Source organism: Acidaminobacterium chupaoyuni (genome assembly GCF_047936785.1).
GTDB classification, from domain to species: domain Bacteria; phylum Bacillota; class Clostridia; order Oscillospirales; family Butyricicoccaceae; genus Acidaminobacterium; species Acidaminobacterium chupaoyuni.
The window spans coordinates 1,263,298-1,282,594 of the sequence record NZ_CP176394.1 but is presented as its reverse complement, the minus strand read 5'-3'; the positions used below and the strand labels follow the sequence as shown (position 1 = coordinate 1,282,594).

Sequence of the window (19,297 nt, the reverse complement as noted above, 5' to 3'; positions counted from 1 at the left end):
GCTTCGCAATGTGCTGCGTTCATTATAGCATATTTCTGTTTTTGCCGCCACGAAAATTTTTCCATCGAAAAAGCAACTTTTTCCTGTTTGCAACCGTCTATATTAAATAAGCATCCAGTGTATTTTCATATCTCTGGGATGGCAACACAATGGAGGAATGAACATGAGTGAAAAAAACGCTGTACTGCCACCGGTGGAAGCGCCCGTGACAACTCCCCTGCCTTTGGAAGAACCCACCCCTGCTTCTGAAAAAGCACCCAAGCGCAATAAATTCGCCAGCAAAGACAAGCATCGGCGCAAAATGCCAAAATGGCTCAAAACGCTCATCATTGTTGTGCTTTTAAGCGCCATTGCCTATGGTTCCTATATTCTCATCCAGAAGCTGATCAAAAAGGATGACACCGCCATCACCACCGCTTTTGCCACAACACAAACCCTGGAACAGCAGGTCAGCGGTTATGGCACCGTTACCCCCAAACAAAAAACCGAATATGGTGCAAAAGTTCGCGGAACCGTGACCGAAGTGGCCGTCACTGCGGGTCAAAGCGTTGCCGCGGGCGATCTTTTATTCGTCATCAATCCCTCCGAGCTGCAAACCGAACTCACCGCGGCTTATTCCGCTTTGGAATCGGCCCGCAGCGGGGTGGAATCGGCCCGCAAAGCGCTGGATGCGCTGAACACCACCGCGCCCTTCACCGGCAAGCTGATCGAAAGCGCCACGATCCATCAGGGCGATGATCTTTCTTCAGGCCTGAAGTTGGGCAAACTGGTGGATGACAGCACCCTGACGCTGGCCTCTTATTTCAGCTATGCCTATATCGGCGATATCAAACCCGGCATGTCTGCCAATGTTTCGATTCCCGACAGCATGACCTCGGTTCTGGGCACCGTTTCTTCTGTAGACCGCATCAAAAAAGTTAAAGACGGCGCCATGCTCTTCCGCGCGAATATCACCATTAAAAATCCCGGCACGCTTGTGGCCGGTTCTTCCGCGGCCGCTGTTCTGCGTATCAACGGCGCGGATGTGATGCCCGCCGAATCGGGCACACTGGCCAATAACCGCGAGCAAGAGATCACCCTGCAATCTTCGGGCAAAGTGACCTATACTTCCGTGATGGATTACGGCGAATATAAACAGGGCCAAACCCTGGTTTCTCTTTCAAACACTTCCCTGCGCCCCGCGCTGGAAAGCGCCCAGAAAAGCTATGACGAAGCCGCAAAAAAAGTGGAAGAACTGGAAGCCAATATCCATAACACCGAGATCCGTTCCGAAATCGACGGCATGGTTTCCGCTGTGATGATTTCCGTTGGCGATAAGCTCACCGCTTCGGGCACCTCGGTCGTCACCGTTTCCAACACCTCTTCTCTGGTGATCGATGTCAACATCGACGAACTGGATGTGAGCAAAGTCAGCGTGGGCATGCCCGTTGAGATCACACTGGATGAGGGCGGCGAACCCATCATGGGCACACTTTCTTATGTAGCATTTGAAGCCAAGACCACCGATAATAACGGCGGCGGCGGATGGGGCGGCTCGGTGGCGCAGTTCCCCGCCAAAATCGATATTCAAAGCGACGGCAGGTTGCTGCCGGGCCGCAATGTCAATTATAAAATTCGAACCACAGTGAAAGAAAATGTCCTCACGATCCCCTCTTCCGCGGTGATCTACACCGAAAGCGGAACCGCGGCCTATGTTCGCAAAGCCGACGGCAAAAAATATGAAGATGCCATCAAGCTGCCCGAAGGTCAGGTTCCCGAAGGGTTTGTGGCGCTTCCCATTGAAATCGGCGTATCCGACGATCAAAACACCGAAATCATCAGCGGCCTTTCGGAAGGTGATGAAGTCTATACCACCGCCGTTGACAACAAAGACGAAAACAACGGCATGATGGGCGCAATGGCGGTGGGCACTGTCAACCTGATCGGAAGGTGAGCCCATGTTAATTGAACTCAAGCGAATCAGCAAAATCTATAACGAGGGCCGCGAAAGCGAAGTCCGCGCCCTGGATGATGTTTCGCTCACCATTGAAAAGGGCGAATTCACGGCGATCCTCGGCCAATCCGGTTCCGGCAAATCCACCATGATGAATATTCTGGGCTGTCTCGATATTCCTACATACGGCGAATATTGGCTGGAAGAAGAGAATGTTTCAAATATCCCCCCGCGCCGGCTCGCCGCCATTCGCAACCGCAACATCGGTTTCATTTTTCAGGGCTTCAATCTAATCCCCGCGCTTACGGCCCTTGAAAATGTGGAACTGCCCCTGGTCTATCGGGGAATGCCCCACAGCCAGCGGCATGAACTTTCGGTGGCGGCTTTGGAATCGGTTGGTCTGGGCGAACGCATGGATCACCGCCCTTCCGAACTATCCGGCGGCCAGCAGCAGCGCGTGGCCATCGCCCGCGCCATCGCGGCGAAACCGCCCGTTATCATGGCCGATGAACCCACCGGCAACCTTGACACAAAGGCCGGCGCAGAAATCATGCTGAAGCTTTGCGCTTTGAATGATGAAGGCACCACCATTTTGCTCATCACCCATGATATGCAGCTGGCGCACATGGCCAAGCGCATCGTGCGCCTGCAGGATGGGAAGATCATCTCGGATGAGACCCCTTCCGCCCGTGAAAGAGAAATCGTATTAGAGGAGGTGGCCCGGCGATGAATTTTATTCAAGCGTTTCAAATGGCGATCAAATCCATTTTAAACAATAAAATGCGTTCGTTTCTCACCATGCTGGGCATCATCATCGGCGTGGCCTCTGTAATCACGCTGGTTTCGGTTTTGCAGGGCATGCAGAAACAGGTGATGCTCGATTATCAAAAAATGGGCGTCAACAAGATCAATGTCAATTATAACTCGCAATCGCTCGATCTTTCTCAGCCGCTCTATGATTACTGCAACAGCCTTTCCGGCGAAGTGCTGGGCGTCACACCCAACGCCACTTCCAACCTGAAGCTGCGCTATCGCAATAAAAACTGGAACACCACCGTTTATTTCGGCAACGACAAATTCGACACCTGTTTGAATTTCAGCCTGCAAAACGGCCGCGGCATTTCTTACAGCGATGTTTTCAACCGGGTTCGTGTCTGCGTGATCGGCACGACCATCAAAAAGCAGTTTTTCGGGCTTGAAAACCCCATTGGCAAAACCATCAAGATCAGCGGTTATCAATTCAAGGTGATCGGCGTTTACAAAGAAAAAGCCAACAGCACACAATATAGCTATGATGACATGATTCTTGTGCCGCAATCGGTTCAGCGCACACTGACCGGTTCGAAACAGATCACTTCGTTTGTGGTGAAAGCTTCCAGCAGCCAGGCCACCAAAACCGCCACCACAAAAATTCAGAATTTTCTTTCGAAAAAATTCAAAAACGAATGGGAATACAGCGTTTATTCTGAAAACAGCTGGATCGAACAAGATAACAAAACCACCAAAATGATCACCCTTGTTGTGGGCGGCATCGCCGGCATCTCGCTTTTGGTGGGCGGCATCGGCATTATGAATATCATGCTTGTTTCGGTTTCGGAGCGTACCCGCGAAATCGGCATTCGAACGGCCATCGGGGCCCCCCGCCGCGCCATCATCTCTCAATTTCTCATCGAAGCCGCCACTGTCAGCGCCTGCGGCGGCGTTCTCGGCATCGGCATCGGCGCTTTGGGTTCGGCCTTTCTTTCGGCCGCGGCAATAAAAACCGTTTATCTGCCCACCGCTTCCGTCACCATCGGCGCATTTCTTTTCTCGGTTTTGCTTGGCGTGTTCTTTGGTTTTTATCCCGCCAACAAGGCTTCGAAAATGCAGCCTGTTGATGCTTTGAGAACGCAATGATCCGACGATATTTCAAAACGGCTTCAGAATCCTGCGCCGTGAAGCCGTTTCATCGTTCGCCGCGGCGCAGCGGCAAGGAGAATATTATGAAAAAGAAACGCATTCTTTCTTTCTTATTGGCGGCGATGCTTTTGCTGCCCGCCCTCCCCTCCGGCCTTTCCGCCTTCAATGACATCCCCTATGCTTCAGAAAGCGCGGCCGCCGAAACCTTGGCTTCACTGGGCATCGTCGCTTCGGTGGAACAGTTCAACCCCGCGCGCAGCCTCAGCCGCGCCGAATTTTGCAAAATGGCGGTTCTCGCCGCGGGCTTCAACGAGCGTTCGCTCTATTCCAGCTACACCCTTTACCCCGATGTCAACGCCGCGATGTGGTATGCCCCCTATATCAATGCGGCCATCAGCAAATATAAGATCATTCAAGGTTACCCCAACGGCAACTTTGGCCCCAACGACACCATCACATTCGGCCAGGCTGCCACCATTCTGCTTCGCATGCTGGGATATACCACGGCAGATATCGGCCCCCTCTGGCCGCGTGATTATGTGATCAAGGCCACCGCCATCGGCCTTTCAAACGGCATGAACACGATGAATGCCAATGACGCCATCCCCCGCGGTCAGGCGGCGATCATGCTGCGCAACCTGCTTTTGGCCAACACCAAAGACGGCGGCCCGTTTTTAAACACAGGGTTCACCGCCGGCACCGATATGATTTTGGCAGCCACCCACGAAACCGACCCCGCCGTGACAAAAGGCACCTTAAAATTCATCAGCCTGACGGGCGAAACAAGCCTTTTAGCCGATCCGGGCACAATTCCCGCTTCGATGATCGGTTCCATGGGCGAAACCATTTTCGAAAAAAACACCCCTTCCAAGCTGAAAGGCTTTATGCTGAGCTCTTCCATGCAGGAAGCTACGGTGAAAGCGGCCGCCGCGCAATATCTTGATACCGATGCGGGCCGCATCACGATTCCCCGCGATGCCAAGGCTTTTGTGGCCGGTCAACTGGGCGATTATGCCACCAGCTGGTTCGATCTGCCCGCCGGCGGAAAAATCACGATCTATTATGACGATCAGCGGAACATCCAGCTGATTTCGGCAAACCAGACGGCTTCTTTCACCGATTCTCTGGTTTATGGCATCAGTGATACCGCCATCCCCACTTCGGCAAAGCTGCTTTATCAAGGCAATACCATGGCGCTTTCCGATTTAAAAAAGTATGATATTCTTTCCTATTCCGCGCAGGATAATGCCTATCTGGTTTCCGACCGCCGCGTGACCCTGCTTTATGAAGAAGGCAGCCCGGTCTATACCAACCCGGCGCGCATCAAGGCCGGCGGCCATGATTACATCGTCCCCGAAAAGGTTTCCTCCTATTTCAAGAACCTGGCGCTCAACCAGACCATCACGCTTTGCTTTGATGCTTCCGGCAATCTTGCCGCCGTGTTCCCCTCCAGCGAAATTTCGGGCAATGCTTCCGCTTTGTTATCCAAGCTTTCTGCAAGCGGCGAAGTGACCCTTTCGCTGGCAAACAGCAAAGAATTTTCAGGCAAAACCGATCTGGGCGCTTATCCTTCCACCACCACAAACCAGCAAACGGTTTCTTCGCTGTTCCGTTATCAAGGCCAGCTGATGAATTTTTCACAAACGGCTCAGGGCAATTTCTCGCTGACCCCGGTTTCCTATTCCACCGCTTATGCCGGCAAGCTCGATCTTGCCGCGGGCACCCTTGGCGGCCGCAAGCTTTCGCCGCAGGCAGTGTTTTATGAACTGCCCGCCCAGAATATGCCGCTTCGTCGTTTATCGCGTTCTGATCTGACGGATGGCCTGCCCGCTTCCCGCATTCTCCACACGGAACTCGACCGCACGGGCGCCGTAGAAACCGTTGTGTTTGACAACATCACCGGAAACGGCTTCCAATATGGCATCCTCAAGCAAAAGAGCCATGAGGTGGAAATTTTCGACGGCATCACCCGCACAGAATATGAACTGACCCTGCGCACCGCAAAAGGTGAAACCGTGATCACTTCCTATTACCCTGTGCCGGGTGTCAGCGGCAGCGAGGTGCCGGGCGCGGTGGCTTCCGCAATTTCCGAACTGACCTATCCCTTCGCCACCCCGGGGCGCGCCCTTGCGCTGACAGGTTCCGTCAGCCGCACGGCGTTCGATTCTTTAAAGGGTGTGCGCTATGCAAGCCTTTATATCCCCCTTGCTTCCGATGTTCAGGTTTATGCCAAACCCCTCAACCGCTTTTTGACCTTGCAGGAAGCGCGCGCCAATTTCACCGGCTTTGAGCTTTATTGCGACAGCGACCCCGCTTCGGGCGGCCATGTTCGCCTGATCATCGCTTCGTAAGGCCCGAAAAGCGCTGATTTTTTTCAAAGCACCAATCGATTCTTCCGATTTGTCGGGGCGGATGGCCAAACGCCTTCCGCCCCGATTTTTACAGCTATTTTACTTTTCTTTTCGGGAATTTGTGGTACAATAACAAATAGTCACTTTTGATAAACGGCGCCGAAAACGCCGTTTCTTTTTGAGAATTTCCATCGATGCGATTGATTTCAAATTAAGGAGTTGCTATGATCGATTCAATTTTCAATTTCTTTCTTTTCGGCGGAAAAGATTTCGCTCTGTTCATCATTTCCATGGTTCCCTTTATTGAATTGCGCGGCGCGGTGATTTTTGGGGCCGCTTTGGGAATGCCGTGGCTTCATGTTTTTTTGATCTCGCTTCTGGGCAATATTCTTCCTGTTCCGTTTTTGATTCTTCTGGGCCGGCCCGTTTTTACATGGCTGAAATCAACACGGCTGCTGGCAAATTTCACCCATAAAGTAGAAGCCAAATTGATGAGCAAATCCGAAAAGATCGAAAAATATTCTGCGATCGGTCTTTTTCTGTTTGTCGGCGTGCCGCTGCCCGGCACAGGCGCATGGTCGGGTTCGCTGATCGCCGCGCTGCTGGGTTTGAAACCCCGCCACTCGATCCCCGCTGTGATGGCCGGTGTTTTGCTGGCCGATATTTTGATGACACTGGGCGCCTATGGCGTTTTCGGCGCGCTGCGCCTGTTCTAACGCTTTTTATCCCGCCCGTTTTTCTCGCAACGAAAGGAGCTCTTTTTCATGAGTTGGCTTTTAGCCTGTGATAACGCGATCTTAGATTTTATTCAGCAATTCCGCTGTTCCGCTTTGGATGTGTTTATGCCCTGGTATTCTTCCCTTGGCAATCATGGCCGCATCTGGATCTTTTTGGCCATTGCCATGCTGTGTTTCAAAAAAACGCGTCGCTGCGGCGCTGTGATGGGGCTTTCACTGATCCTTTGCCTGCTTTCGGGCAACCTGTTGCTCAAGCCGCTTGTGGCGCGTGTTCGCCCTTATGATGCCAATGGCTTCACGGGTCTTCTGGTCAAACCCCTCAAAGATTTTTCTTTCCCTTCCGGCCATACCTTCGCGGCGTTTGCGGCCGCCGCTTCCACCCTGTTTTATTTTCGCAAAAGCGGCCTTTTCGTTACCGCCGCCGCTTGTTTGATGGCGCTTTCCCGCCTTTATCTCTATGTGCATTATCCTTCCGATATCCTCGGCGGCATCGCTCTGGGCGTTGCGGCGGCATTTCTTTCCCACGCCATTCTCGAAAAGCTGTTCCGGCGGTTTGATGATACCCATCGCCTTTCGGGCCCGCCAAAACAAACCAATTAGCAAAAGCAGATTTTGCGACCCAGCATTCAAATACTTTCACGACAATAAAAAAGCGAACAGGCAAGTTGCCCGTTCGCTTTTTTCTATTTGATCTTGTTTTTAACTTATTGCCCCACGATCACCGTTGCCTGCACATACTGCTGCCAGGTAACGGCGCCCGCCGCGATCAGCTTTTGCAGCAAGGTCTGGGAACCGTCTTTGGTGACCACCGGCATCGCCTGATAACAGATCATGGCGGCATGACCGCGCAAAAAATTGCCGCGCTGGATCGTATCCAGCTGAGCCTGCGTCAAAACCCCAACCTCCACGATCTTGGTTCGGTCTGTGCTGTTCCACGCGAAATCGCCCGCTCGATCGCTATAGCCCAAAGCTCTTAAAATGAAGGTATATAATGTCGATGCGTTTGCTTCGGCATTGGGGGCGAATTCTGTGGCCGAAATGCCGTTTGTATAACCTTTCGCCACCGCATAAGCGATATATTTGTTGGCGTCTGCCCACGGGGTTTTCACATCTGTGAAAGGATGTTTGCCTGTATAGGCCAGCGCCTGCTGTTCTTCACCCAGCATACGGATCAAGATCACCAGTGTTTCAAGGCGGGTCGGGGTGCGTTCCAGCTCATATCCGATATCCGTTCCACGAAACAGGTTCATGGTGTTCAGCGCTTTTGCATATTTTTCATAAGAAACAACGGGGGTTCCGCCGTTGACCGCCGCGCCGTCACGCAGCTGAATCACCGCCGTTTCGGATGTGACCACGATGCCGCTTCCATCCGCCGCGGGGATCAGATAATAAATATTGTTTGCGATATATCTGCCTGCGCTGCGTGTTCCCCCTGCGGTGATATTCACCAGTTCCCGGCCGATGATATCCGCCGAGCCCTGCGTCATCACAAAGCCTGCGCCCAAGGGGCCGGTGATCTTATCGCCCTTTTTCACGGTGACCGTTGTCACCGCGCCGTTGACCCGCTGCAGCACGGCGGAAGTGATGGCCTGTGTATCCACGCCGCCCGAAGCCATATCGCTTTTCAGCGCGGCCGCTTTTTGATCCAGCATGCCCGCCGCGGCGTTATAAAGCGATTGTGCCTGTGTTTCTGTTCTTGTGTGAAGTTTCTCGGTATATATGGTTTTCAGCTGACTGAGCGTGATCAGAGGGTCTTGCAAGGTTCCCCCCGCAGCAAAAGAGGCCACCGACAGCCAGCCGGCCAAAACAGCCGCAAGCCATGCTTTTTTCTTATCTTTCATCGTTGCTTCTCCATCCCATTGTAAACCCGTTCATCTAAAATCGTCTTTTTCTGCTCTTTCTTATGAAGCGATCCATTTGATTGTGCCGCAGGTTCAAAAAGCGCCGCCGTCATCGGCAGTCTTTCGTCAATCTGTTTTTTATTATACTGTATTTGAACCAAAAAGAAAAGGCTTCAAAAAATAGAAATCGTTCTTTGCTTTTTTCATATAAAAAAACCGGGCAAACATCCTTTGTTTACCCGGTTTTGATCATATTTCTGATGATAGAGAGGTTTTGATTCGCCGCCCAAGCAAAGTGAACCCTGCGCTTTTCTCATGAGTTTTTTACTCTTCGGCTTTCAAATCAGTGGCTCCTGCGTTTGCCGGTGAGGGTTTTGCAATCGACACGCAGCACTTTTACGCGCTCAACGATCGCGGGGTCGAACTGAAAATCTTCTTCGCCTGTCTGCCCCTTCATAAAGCAGGAAAGGCCATGCAGCTTTTCTGCGGGGTCTTCCACGATTTGTGCGCTGCCTTCTGCCAGCACACTGGCAAACAGAAAGCCATATTTGCAGGCGATCTCATTCGGCACAGCCTGATGCTCACAATCGACCTCAATGCAGACAAGAGGGTTTGCCTTTAAAACTTCAAGCTTGCGCCCTTCCGACGCCGAATGGAACCAGAACACAACGCCTTCTTCGGTTTCTTCAAATCCATAATTCAAGGGCAGAACATAAGGGCGGCTGCCATCACACATTGCCATGCGGCAAACCTGATTTTTCTTCAAGATCTCGATCAGTTCCTGTTTTTCGGTGATTTCGCGGTCTTTTCTTCTCATCAAAGTTCTCCTTTTTTGACGAACGGATGATGCGCCTCTTTGCTGCCTTTTTCAAGCGATAGATTAAGATTCGCTTTGGATCGCTCTCGTGGTGCTTTTGATTTCTTTTTTACCGCCCGGCTTGATCATAAACCCGATCACGCCGCAAAGGATGGTGGGAACTACCCAGCCGAACCCGAATTTATCCATGGGCAAAAGCTTCAAAAATGCGATCTTCACGCCATAGGAATCCAGCACGGCCAGAACGCTCATGATCAGCGCGCCAACGGTGGCAAAGCGATAAACATTATCGTTTTTGATCTTCTTATCAAAGAAAGAAAGGAAGACCAGGGTCAGTGTTGCGGGATACACCACCGAAAGGATCGGCGTGGAAAACGCGATGATGGTGTTGATGCCGAAATTGGAAACCACGCAGCTGAACACACAGATGATGCCAATGAAGGCTCCATAAGGCACTTTGCCGTGGGTCATTTCAGAAAAGAACGCCGCAGCCGCAGAGGTCAGGCCGATGGCGGTGGTCAAACAGGCCAGCGCCACAGTGATGCCCAGCAAAATGATGCCGCTGCTGCCCATCAGATGTTTTACAATGCCCACCAGCAGCTGTGTCTGGGTAACGCTGGTGTCATAAAGCGAAGTCGCCGAAGCGCCCAGATAGGCAAGGCCGCCATAAACAATGGAAAGCCCCACCGCCGCCACAATGCCGGCGCGAATAACAATGCCGATGCGCTTTTTATTGCTGTAATCACTTTTATCTAATGTTCCCGTGACCAAAACGGTGAAGATAATGGCGCCGAAAACATCCATTGTCTGATAACCCGCTTTGATGCCCTTTGCAAAAACATCCTGCGCGCCGGTGGCCAGCACATCGCCCACCGGGGTGATGATGCCTTTGCCGATCATCACAAGCAAAGCGATGAACAGCGCCGGGGTCAGGAATTTACCGATGATATCCACCACCGCCGAGGGGCGGATGGTCAGAATGAACACCACGGCAAAAAACAGAATGCTGAAAAAGATGCTTCCGCCATGGAAAACCGGTTCAAAGCCCAGTTCATAGGTGCTGGCGGCTGTGCGGGGAATGGCCATCAGCGGGCCGACGCAAAGGAAAATGCTTGTGGATAATAAGATCCCCGACCATTTGCCCAAACGGTGTGTCATGCCCTCTAAGGAACCCGCGCCGCAAACCATCGCCAGGATGGTCAAAAGCGCCAGGCCGGCATCCGCAAAAGTAAAGCTGAGGAAGCCCGTGCCCCATTGGCTGCCTGTTTCCAAGCCCAGATACGGCGGAAAAATCATGTTTCCCGCGCCGAAGAACATGGCAAACAACGCAAAGCCGATCACGATAATGTCTTTTCGCTGCGTTTTCATTTTTACCTCTCCCAAATCATATAATGCAGTAAATTTTCGTTTAATATATTGAATTTACTGCTGTTTTTATTTCACCTAAACTAATATACTTTATTTTTTACGGAATTGGAAGAGACAGAACTGTAGAAAATGAAGAAGCATTTTTCGTCGTTTTGCACATATTTCTTTCACCGTTTTTGTTTTTTCATTGTATATGTTAAACACATATTCAATATATTGAATTTTTGATTTTAAAAAGAGGCCGCAGCGATTTGCGGCCTCTTTTCACTTTCTGCATATTTTTCAGAAAATCATTCAGTTCTTTAACGATAAACCACGCTTTAAAGTGCTTTTTATTTTTTGGTGATGAAGGCGCTGGCTGTTTTCAGCATCATCATCTTTGTGCCCACCTGATCGAATTTCACTTCCAGCAGCACATCGCTGCCCATGGGGGTGGCGGCTTCTACCACGCCGCTGCCGAAGGCTTTATGGCTGATCTTTTCACCCGGGCGCAAAGAGATCATCTCTTTCTTTTCACCGCCCGAAGATGCCAGCGTGATTGAAGATTTCAGAATCGTTTTTGCCACAGAAGGCTTGATGCGCGGCGAATTCTGGCGCATGGGCCGTTCTGTTTTGTGGGTTTGCAGATATTCTTCGGGGATCTCTTCCACAAAACGCGAAGGCTTGGCAAAGGCGGTCTGGCCATATAACATGCGGCGCTTGGCGCAGGAAATATGCAGGCAGCGCTTGGCTCTCGTCATGGCGACATAGCAAATGCGGCGTTCTTCTTCCAGTTCTTCGGGGGTGTCTACGCTGCGATAAGAGGGAAAGATCCCTTCTTCAAAGCCGCAGAGGAACACCACAGGGAATTCGAGGCCTTTGGCGGAATGCATGGTCATCATGGTGACGGCATCGGCCTGCGTATCATAACGGTCGATATCGGTGAACAGCGCGATCTCTTCCAAAAATTCTTCCAGCCCCGCGCCTTCTTCGTGGTTTTTCATAAAATCGACGATATTCGATTTCAGTTCCAGAATATTTTCTTCGCGGCTGCGCGCTTCGTTGTTGTTCTGGTTTTTCAGCATTTCCAGATAGCCGTTTTTTTCAAGCAGCAGATCATACAGCTCATCCAGCGGCAAAACCTGACTTTTTTCGCGCAGTTCTTCGATCATTTGCGAAAATCCGCTGAGGGCTTCCGCGGCGCGGCCCAGCCCTTCATAAGAAGCCGCCTGACGGATGATCTCATATTCGGGGCAGTTCTGCTCCATGGCCAGCGCCGTGACATGGTCTAATGTTTTTGCGCCGATCTTGCGCGGCGGATTATTGATGATGCGGCGCAGGCGGATGGTATCGCTGGGATTGTTGATGACCCACAGATAGGCCAGCATATCCTTCACTTCGGCACGATCAAAAAAGCGCAGGCCGCTGACCATTCGATAAGGGATCGCATTGCGTTTGAACGCCGTTTCCACGCTGTTGGAAAGCGCATGGTTGCGATATAAAACGGCAAAATCAGAAAACTTCTGGCCCTGGGCGTAAGCTTTCAAAATTTCCGAGGAAATATATTGCCCTTCTTCCTCCTGGTTTTCGCCTGTGAAGAAATGCACCTTGTCGCCATCGCCGTTTTCCGTCCAAAGCTTTTTGCCCTTGCGTTCGGTATTGTTGGCGATCACCTCATTGGCCGCCGAAAGGATGTTCGAAGTGGAACGGTAGTTTTGTTCCAAACGGATGGTTCTGGCATGGTCATATTGTTTTTCGAACTGGAGGATATTTTCGATGGTAGCGCCGCGGAACTTATAAATGCTCTGGTCATCATCGCCCACCACGCAGATATTCCCATATCCGCCGGCCAACAGGCTGCAAAGCATATACTGTGCATAGTTGGTATCCTGATATTCATCCACCAGCACATAACGGAATTTGCGCTGATAATAAAGCCGCGCATCTTCATTGCTGCGCAGAAGATCCACCGTTTTCATAATGATATCATCAAAATCAAGCGCGTTGGCCGAGCGCAGGCGGTTCTGATAATTTTCATAAATGCGCCCCACCGTTTTTTTATAATAATCTTCACCGGCAGCCGTTAAATAATCGGCGGGGGTCATCAGATGGTCTTTCGCGCGGGAAATTTCGCCGCCCACCGAACGCAGATCAAACTTTTTTTCATCAAACCCCAGTTCTTTCAGCGCTTCGGCCATCACTTTTTTCTTGTCGTCTTCATCATAAATGGTGAAGTTTTTCCCATAGCCGATGGCTTCGCCTTTCTGGCGCAGAATGCGGATACAGGCAGAATGGAAAGTATGCGCCCAGATCTGCCCCGCGATCTCACCGCAGGCGGCTTCCAAACGGTCTTTCAGTTCTTTTGCCGCCTTGTTGGTGAAGGTGATGGCGATGATCTCATAGGGCTTGGGCGGATCGACGGCGCAAAGTTCGGCGATCTCTTCGGGCACGGTTTCTTCGGGTTCGGCCAAATAGGCCGCCAGGCGCTTTAAATCGGCCTCTGTGGCCCAGGAAGGCGCCTCCTGCGCTTCATACCCTCTGCCATATTTCAAAAGGTTGATGATGCGGTTGATCAATACCGTGGTCTTTCCGCTGCCGGCGCCCGCCAAAAGCAGCATAGGCCCTTCCGTATTGAAAACGGCCTGACGCTGCATATCGTTCAGCGCTGAAAATTCATCTTCAATGATGGATTGGCGCATCGCACTGTATTTGATATCAAAAGGTTTCATGTTTTATCTCCAGTTCTTTTTATTCCCTCTTATTTCAACACGACTTCCGCCGGGCTGAGAATGGCTTTCAGCCGTTCCAGTGTGGCCGCGTCGCCGCTGACCCATTGGTTGGGCGGCAGCGTGATCACTTTGCCCGAAGGCCGATAGATCAATACCACCGGGATCTTTCCCGGGCTGTGCTGCAGCACCGTTTCGATCTCGGGGATTTTTTCTTCGTTTTCCGGCAGAATGCGCAGATAAAGCTTTTCTTTCGGCGGGGCCGGTTCCTGCCGCCGCCATTCGCTTTTTTGAAAAGCGCCCGTTCTGCGGCGCGTTTTCCGCCGCGCCAGATAGCCTTCGATCTGTTCTTCGGCAAGAGGGCAAACTTCATCACAGATGATCTTGGGCGCTTCGTCTTCGCGGGCGGAAAGCCGCCCATAAACGATGACGGCCTGATCTTCTTTCAGACATCCGCCCGATTCATCCATGGCTTTTTGAAACACCAGCATTTCAATGGCGCCGCTCACATCTTCCAGCGTGACATAGGCCATGGTGGTGTTGTTTTTCGTGATCTTCATTTTATAAGCCGAAACCACGCCCGCCAAGGTGAGATACATGCCGTCTTGAATGGCCGAAGGCGCTTCCTCGGAAAGCTCTTCTTCCTGGCTGAATGCCGAAAGCACTTCAGCGATGGGCGTTGCCTTCACCCTTTTCACCAGCGGCGCCCATTCATCCAGCGGATGGCCCGAAAGATAAATGCCCGTGGTCTGCTTTTCCATGGCCAGCAGGTCGTGCTTTGAAAATTCGGGGATATTCGGCAGCTGAAGCCCGCCCATGGGTTCTTCGGCGGCCATGCCCGAAAACAGATCGATCTGCCCTTCCAAATTGCGGCGCTTATCATTGGCCGAAGCATCCAGCACCTGTTCAAATACCCGCAGCAGCTGAGAACGGCGATGGCCGAAGCTGTCGAAAGCCCCGCAGCGGATCAGGTTTTCAAGCACGCGCTTATTGAGTTCGGTGTCGGACATACGGTTGCAGAAATCTTCAAAATCGCGAAATCTGCCGCCCATCTGCCGCTGACGCAGCAGCGCCGCCACAAAGGCGCGGCCCACATTTTTGACCGCCGCCAGACCAAAGCGGATATTGCCGCCGCTGACGGTGAAATCCGCTTCCGATTCGTTGATATCGGGCGTCAGCACGCGAATGCCCATTTCACGGCATTCCTGAATATATTCCGAAACCTTGGCGGTATCATCTAAGATCGAAGTCAGCAGGGCCGCCATATATTCTTTGGGATAATGATATTTGACATAAGCCGTTTGATAAGAAAGCACCGCATATGAAACGGCGTGGGCCTTGTTGAACGCATAGTTGGCGAAATCCAACAGTTCATCAAAGATCTGGCTTGCGGTCTGTTCGGGAACGCCGTTGGCCAAACAGCCTGTGATGCCTTCCTGTTCGTTGCCGAAAATGAAATTGCGGCGTTCGTTTTTCAGAACATCCATCTTTTTCTTCGACATGGCTTTTCTCACCATATCCGCCTTGCCCAGCGAATAGCCCGCAAGGCGGCGGAAAATCTCCATCACCTGTTCCTGATAAACGGTGCAGCCATAGGTGACCGATAAAATTTCGCGCAGCAGCGGATGGCGGTAATGCACCTGATCGGGATGGTTTTTGCAATTGATATAGGTGGGGATGGAAGCCATGGGCCCCGGGCGGAACAGCGCAATGGCCGCGGTGATATCTTCGATGGATTGCGGCTTCATCGACATCACCACCCCGCGCATGCCCGCGCTTTCCAGCTGGAACACGCCGGAGGTCTTGCCCTGCGACAGCATTTCAAAAACGGCCTTGTCTTCATAATCGATGGTATTCAGATCGATCTTTCGGCCGCTGTGTTCCACCAGCTTCACCGCGTCATGCAAAATGGTCAGGTTTCGCAGGCCCAGAAAATCCATCTTCAAAAGCCCCAGCTCTTCCAGCGTGGTCATGATATATTGGGTCACCACGCCCTGATCGTTTTTCGACAGGGGCACATATTCATAAACAGGCCCTTTGGTGATGATGACCCCCGCCGCATGGGTGGAAGCGTTGCGCGGCATGCCTTCCAGCTTGCGCGCCGTATCCAGCAGCACATGCACGCGGTTATCGGTTTCATAAAGCTGCTTCAGATCTTTCGATACCGTAAGCGCTTTCTCCAAAGTCATTTTCAGTTCCCGCGGAACAAGCTTGGCCACGGCATCCACTTCGGCATAGGTCATGTTCAGCGCGCGGCCCACATCGCGCACCGCCGCGCGGGCCGCCATGGTTCCGAAAGTGATGATCTGGGCCACACGATCGGCGCCATATTTTGAAACCACATAATCAATGACTTCCTGCCGGCGCACGCCGCAGAAATCCATATCGATATCGGGCATACTGATGCGTTCGGGGTTCAGAAAGCGTTCGAAATAAAGGCTGTAGCGCATAGGGTCGATATCGGTGATGCCCAAACAATAAGAAACCATGCTGCCCGCGGCGCTGCCGCGCCCCGGCCCCACCGGAATATCTTTTGAGCGGGCAAACCGCACAAAATCGGAAACAATGAGAAAATAATCGGTAAAGCCCATGCGGTTGATCATATCCAGTTCAAACTGCAAACGCTTGCGGTCTTCTTCTTTTTGTTGGGGGTAACGCCGTGCAAACCCTTCCTCTGAAAGCCGCTGCAAATAATCCACCGCGCTTTCATCGGTGGGCACATCGAATTCGGGCAGATATTTTGTTTCGAAATCAAATTCCACCTGGCATCGCCGGGCGATCTCCACCGTGTTTTCCAAAGCCTGCGGATATTCGGCGGGGTCAAACAGACTTTCCATCTCTTCGGCGCTTTTCACATAAAACTGGTCGCCCTGAAATTTCATGCGGTTTTCGTCGTCCACGGTTTTGCCCATTTGGATGCACATGAGTACATCCTGAAGATGGGCGTCTTCGCGCTTGATATAGTGGGCGTCGTTGGTGGCCACAAGGCCGATGCCCGTTTCTTTTGAAAGCCGCAGGATCTGGCGGTTCACTTCTTTTTGTTCGGGGATGCCGTGATCCTGCACTTCAAGATAATAACGGTCTTTGCCGAACAGGGCGGCATAGCGCAGCGCCAAAGCCTTGGCGCCCTCATAGTTCCCGCTCAGCAAAAGCTGGGGAATCTCACCCGCAAGGCAGGCGGAAAGGCAGATCAAGCCTTCGCTGTGCTGCTCGAGCAGCTGCCAGTCGATGCGCGGTTTGTTATAAAAGCCTTCGGTGAAGCCCATGCTCACCAGATAGATCAAATTGCGGTAACCCTGCATATTTTCACACAGCAGCACCAAATGATAGGCTTCGCTATCCAGTTCGTTGGTTTTATCAAAGCGCGTGCGCGGCGCCACATAAACTTCACAGCCGATGATCGGCTTGATGCCGGCCTTTTTGGCCGCTTTATAGAAATCGATCACGCCATACATCACGCCGTGGTCGGTGATGGCCACCGCGGGCTGTTCCAGTTCTTTGGCGCGCTCCACCAGCTGCGTAATGCGGCAGGCGCCATCCAGCAGGCTGAATTCGCTATGGATATGCAAATGGACAAAGTTCTTCATTCTATTCTCCCGTTTCCCCCGTCAAGGCGCACCTTCTGCGCCAGCTGCTGCAATTTGCGCAGACGGTTGTTCAGCCCCGGTTTGGTCAAAGGGGGCTGAAAATGCTCGGCCAGTTCCGCCAGTGATTGATCGGGAAATTCCAGCCGCAGCATGGCGGTTTCGCGCAGCGCCTGGGGCAGATCGTCAAACGCCTTGTGTTCCATCAGAATGCTGATGGCTTCCACCTGTTTTGTGGCGGCGATCATGGTTTTATCAAGATTGGCCGTTTCGCAGTTCACCTTGCGGTTGATGTGGTTGCGCACATCCTTTTCCACTTTGCGCAGCATTACCGACATGGCAGCCGAAGTGGCCCCCAGCGAAGAGATCAGGTCTTCGATCACCGCGCTGTCTTTATAATACAAAACAAAATTCCCGCGGCGTTCCACAAAACCGCAGGGAATGTTCATCTCTTCCAGCAGCAGCGCCGTTTCTTTCGCCACATTATAATGAGAAGTGGTCAGTTCAAGATGATAGCCTTTGCCCGGTTTGCTGGCATAACCGCCCGTTAAAAACGCGCCGCGCACAAACGCCGTGCGGCAGCATTCTTCATCCACCACCGCGCGGTTCAAATGCAGCGCTGCGTTGCTGTATTCATAACCGAAAGCGCGAAAGACCTTGCGAAGCTCTTCGGGGTCTTCCATGCGCAGGGTGCTGCCCTGCTCTTCTTTGTTTTGCAGCTCACACCCCGTCACCCGCTGCATCAGCTGCTGCACACGCCGGCGCACCGCCGGTGAATCGGATTGCAGGCGGATCTTTTCGCTGGAAAAGGCCGAAGCATAGAGCAGCATGCCATAAAGTTCCGCCCGGGCGCAGCAATCTTTGCCGGTGCCCATGCGGCACAGTTCTGTTTTGATATCTGTGGTAAACGACATCCTGTTTCCTCTTTCTGTTATTCGATGCCCGGGCGGCCCAGTTTCGTCTTTTCATGGCGCTGCGGTTTTTCGCGAATCAGCATCAATCTGTCATATTCCTGCAAGACGCCTTCACGAGGCGCTTCTTCCATGGCGGTCTTCATAATGGCGTGGGCAAGGCGCAGCGGGTCATGCCTGACCAGTTCGGCATCCCTCGAAAGAATGGAAGCGCCTTTCAGCCGCACCCCCAGTTTTTCAAATTCGCCCCGGTCGGGCCAAAGCTGTTTGGCGCTTTCGCCCGCATAACGGCATAACAGCTTCTGCGCCACAGGGTCGGTGTTATAAAGGCAGAGATCCACCAGTGTTTCGCCGCCGTGGGCCTGCAGCGCCCTGATGTGGTCTGCGGCCGTATAGCCTTCCGTTTCGCCATCCTGCGTCATGATGTTGAGCAAATAGATCTTCAGCGCGCGGGAACGACAAATCGCTTCGGCAACGCCTTCCACCAGCAGGTTGGGGATGATGCTGGTATAAAGGCTGCCGGGCCCCAGCAGCAGCACATCCGCTTCTTCGATGGCCTCGATCACCTGAGGCAGCGCTTTTGCACCGGGCGGAAGCAGCGAAACCTTTTGGATGGATAATCCGTTTTGCTTTTTCACCCGGGTGATGGCGGTTTCGCCCTCTATTTTGCTGCCGTCTTCAAAATCAGCCGCTAGCTTCACATTGGCCGAAGTTACGGGCAGCACTTTGCCCGTAACGGCCAAAACCTCGTTCATCCGCGCCACGGCCATTTCAAAATTGCCGCCGCAAATGCCGCAAAGCGCCAATAAAAACAAATTGCCGAAGCTCTGGCCCTTCAGCGAGCCGGTGTTAAAACGATAGTTGATGAGTTCGTTCATCATATCACTGGTGTTCGCCAAAGATAAAATACAGTTGCGGATATCGCCCGGCGGCAAAATGCCGAATTCTTCGCGCAGCATACCGGAACCGCCGCCGTCATCCGTTACCGTGACCACCGCGGTGATATTATCCGTATATTCCTTCAACCCCAAAAGCAGCGTAGATAAGCCCGTTCCGCCGCCGATGGCGGTGATCTTTCTTCCCGCCGCTCTGGCAACGCGCAGAAGCTCTGCGCCGGGCATGGCATTGGCCCACTGTTTTTCCATGATATG

Annotated in this window: 13 protein-coding genes; 6 read left to right on the top strand and 7 right to left on the bottom strand. The window is 52.4% G+C overall.

Features of this window, described 5'->3' with window-relative positions:
• The first annotated feature begins 163 nt into the window (after positions 1 to 163).
• The 6 genes from ACJA3I_RS06080 (at position 164) to ACJA3I_RS06055 (ending at position 7,520) form a co-directional block, all read left to right on the top strand.
• Positions 164 to 1,933, top strand: a complete 1,770-nt coding sequence (locus tag ACJA3I_RS06080) for an HlyD family efflux transporter periplasmic adaptor subunit (RefSeq protein WP_458861720.1) — start codon at positions 164 to 166, stop codon at positions 1,931 to 1,933.
• Between the two features lie 4 nt (positions 1,934 to 1,937).
• Positions 1,938 to 2,663: an ABC transporter ATP-binding protein gene (locus ACJA3I_RS06075; protein ID WP_458861719.1), complete on the top strand. Its 726-nt coding sequence runs from the start codon at positions 1,938 to 1,940 to the stop codon at positions 2,661 to 2,663.
• The gene (locus tag ACJA3I_RS06070; RefSeq protein WP_458861718.1) at positions 2,660 to 3,829 is read left to right on the top strand and encodes an ABC transporter permease; all 1,170 of its coding nucleotides are present in this window, start codon (positions 2,660 to 2,662) and stop codon (positions 3,827 to 3,829) included. The genes ACJA3I_RS06075 and ACJA3I_RS06070 overlap by 4 nt, the downstream gene beginning before the upstream one ends.
• 86 nt (positions 3,830 to 3,915) lie before the next feature.
• Positions 3,916 to 6,183 carry an S-layer homology domain-containing protein gene (locus tag ACJA3I_RS06065; protein WP_458861717.1) on the top strand — a complete coding sequence of 756 codons (2,268 nt, stop codon included), beginning with the start codon at positions 3,916 to 3,918 and terminating at the stop codon, positions 6,181 to 6,183.
• Between the two features lie 224 nt (positions 6,184 to 6,407).
• The gene (locus ACJA3I_RS06060; protein ID WP_458861716.1) at positions 6,408 to 6,899 is read left to right on the top strand and encodes a COG2426 family protein; all 492 of its coding nucleotides are present in this window, start codon (positions 6,408 to 6,410) and stop codon (positions 6,897 to 6,899) included.
• A gap of 48 nt (positions 6,900 to 6,947) precedes the next feature.
• On the top strand, positions 6,948 to 7,520 hold the full coding sequence (locus ACJA3I_RS06055) for a phosphatase PAP2 family protein (protein ID WP_458861715.1): 573 nt from the start codon (positions 6,948 to 6,950) through the stop codon (positions 7,518 to 7,520).
• Between the two features lie 104 nt (positions 7,521 to 7,624).
• On the opposite strand, the gene ACJA3I_RS06050 is transcribed toward ACJA3I_RS06055, so the two are convergent.
• From ACJA3I_RS06050 to ACJA3I_RS06020, 7 genes are all read right to left on the bottom strand, one after another.
• On the bottom strand, positions 7,625 to 8,761 hold the full coding sequence (locus tag ACJA3I_RS06050; RefSeq protein WP_458861714.1) for an S-layer homology domain-containing protein: 1,137 nt from the start codon (positions 8,759 to 8,761) through the stop codon (positions 7,625 to 7,627).
• Positions 8,762 to 9,104: 343 nt separating this feature from the next.
• On the bottom strand, positions 9,105 to 9,578 hold the full coding sequence (locus ACJA3I_RS06045; protein WP_458861713.1) for a pyridoxamine 5'-phosphate oxidase family protein: 474 nt from the start codon (positions 9,576 to 9,578) through the stop codon (positions 9,105 to 9,107).
• 63 nt (positions 9,579 to 9,641) lie between these two features.
• A complete protein-coding gene (gene brnQ / locus ACJA3I_RS06040; RefSeq protein WP_458861712.1) occupies positions 9,642 to 10,946 on the bottom strand; it encodes a branched-chain amino acid transport system II carrier protein in 1,305 nt (434 codons plus the stop codon).
• A gap of 332 nt (positions 10,947 to 11,278) precedes the next feature.
• On the bottom strand, positions 11,279 to 13,654 hold the full coding sequence (locus ACJA3I_RS06035; protein WP_458861711.1) for an ATP-dependent helicase: 2,376 nt from the start codon (positions 13,652 to 13,654) through the stop codon (positions 11,279 to 11,281).
• 29 nt (positions 13,655 to 13,683) lie between these two features.
• Positions 13,684 to 17,238 (bottom strand): DNA polymerase III subunit alpha, encoded by a 3,555-nt coding sequence (locus tag ACJA3I_RS06030; RefSeq protein WP_458861710.1) that lies wholly within the window; start codon positions 17,236 to 17,238, stop codon positions 13,684 to 13,686.
• Complete coding sequence (whiA, locus tag ACJA3I_RS06025) at positions 17,235 to 18,149, bottom strand: DNA-binding protein WhiA (protein WP_458861709.1); 915 nt, start codon at positions 18,147 to 18,149, stop codon at positions 17,235 to 17,237. The genes ACJA3I_RS06030 and whiA overlap by 4 nt, the downstream gene beginning before the upstream one ends.
• A gap of 17 nt (positions 18,150 to 18,166) precedes the next feature.
• A complete protein-coding gene (locus tag ACJA3I_RS06020) occupies positions 18,167 to 19,291 on the bottom strand; it encodes a gluconeogenesis factor YvcK family protein (RefSeq protein ID WP_458861708.1) in 1,125 nt (374 codons plus the stop codon).
• Positions 19,292 to 19,297: the final 6 nt, after the last annotated feature.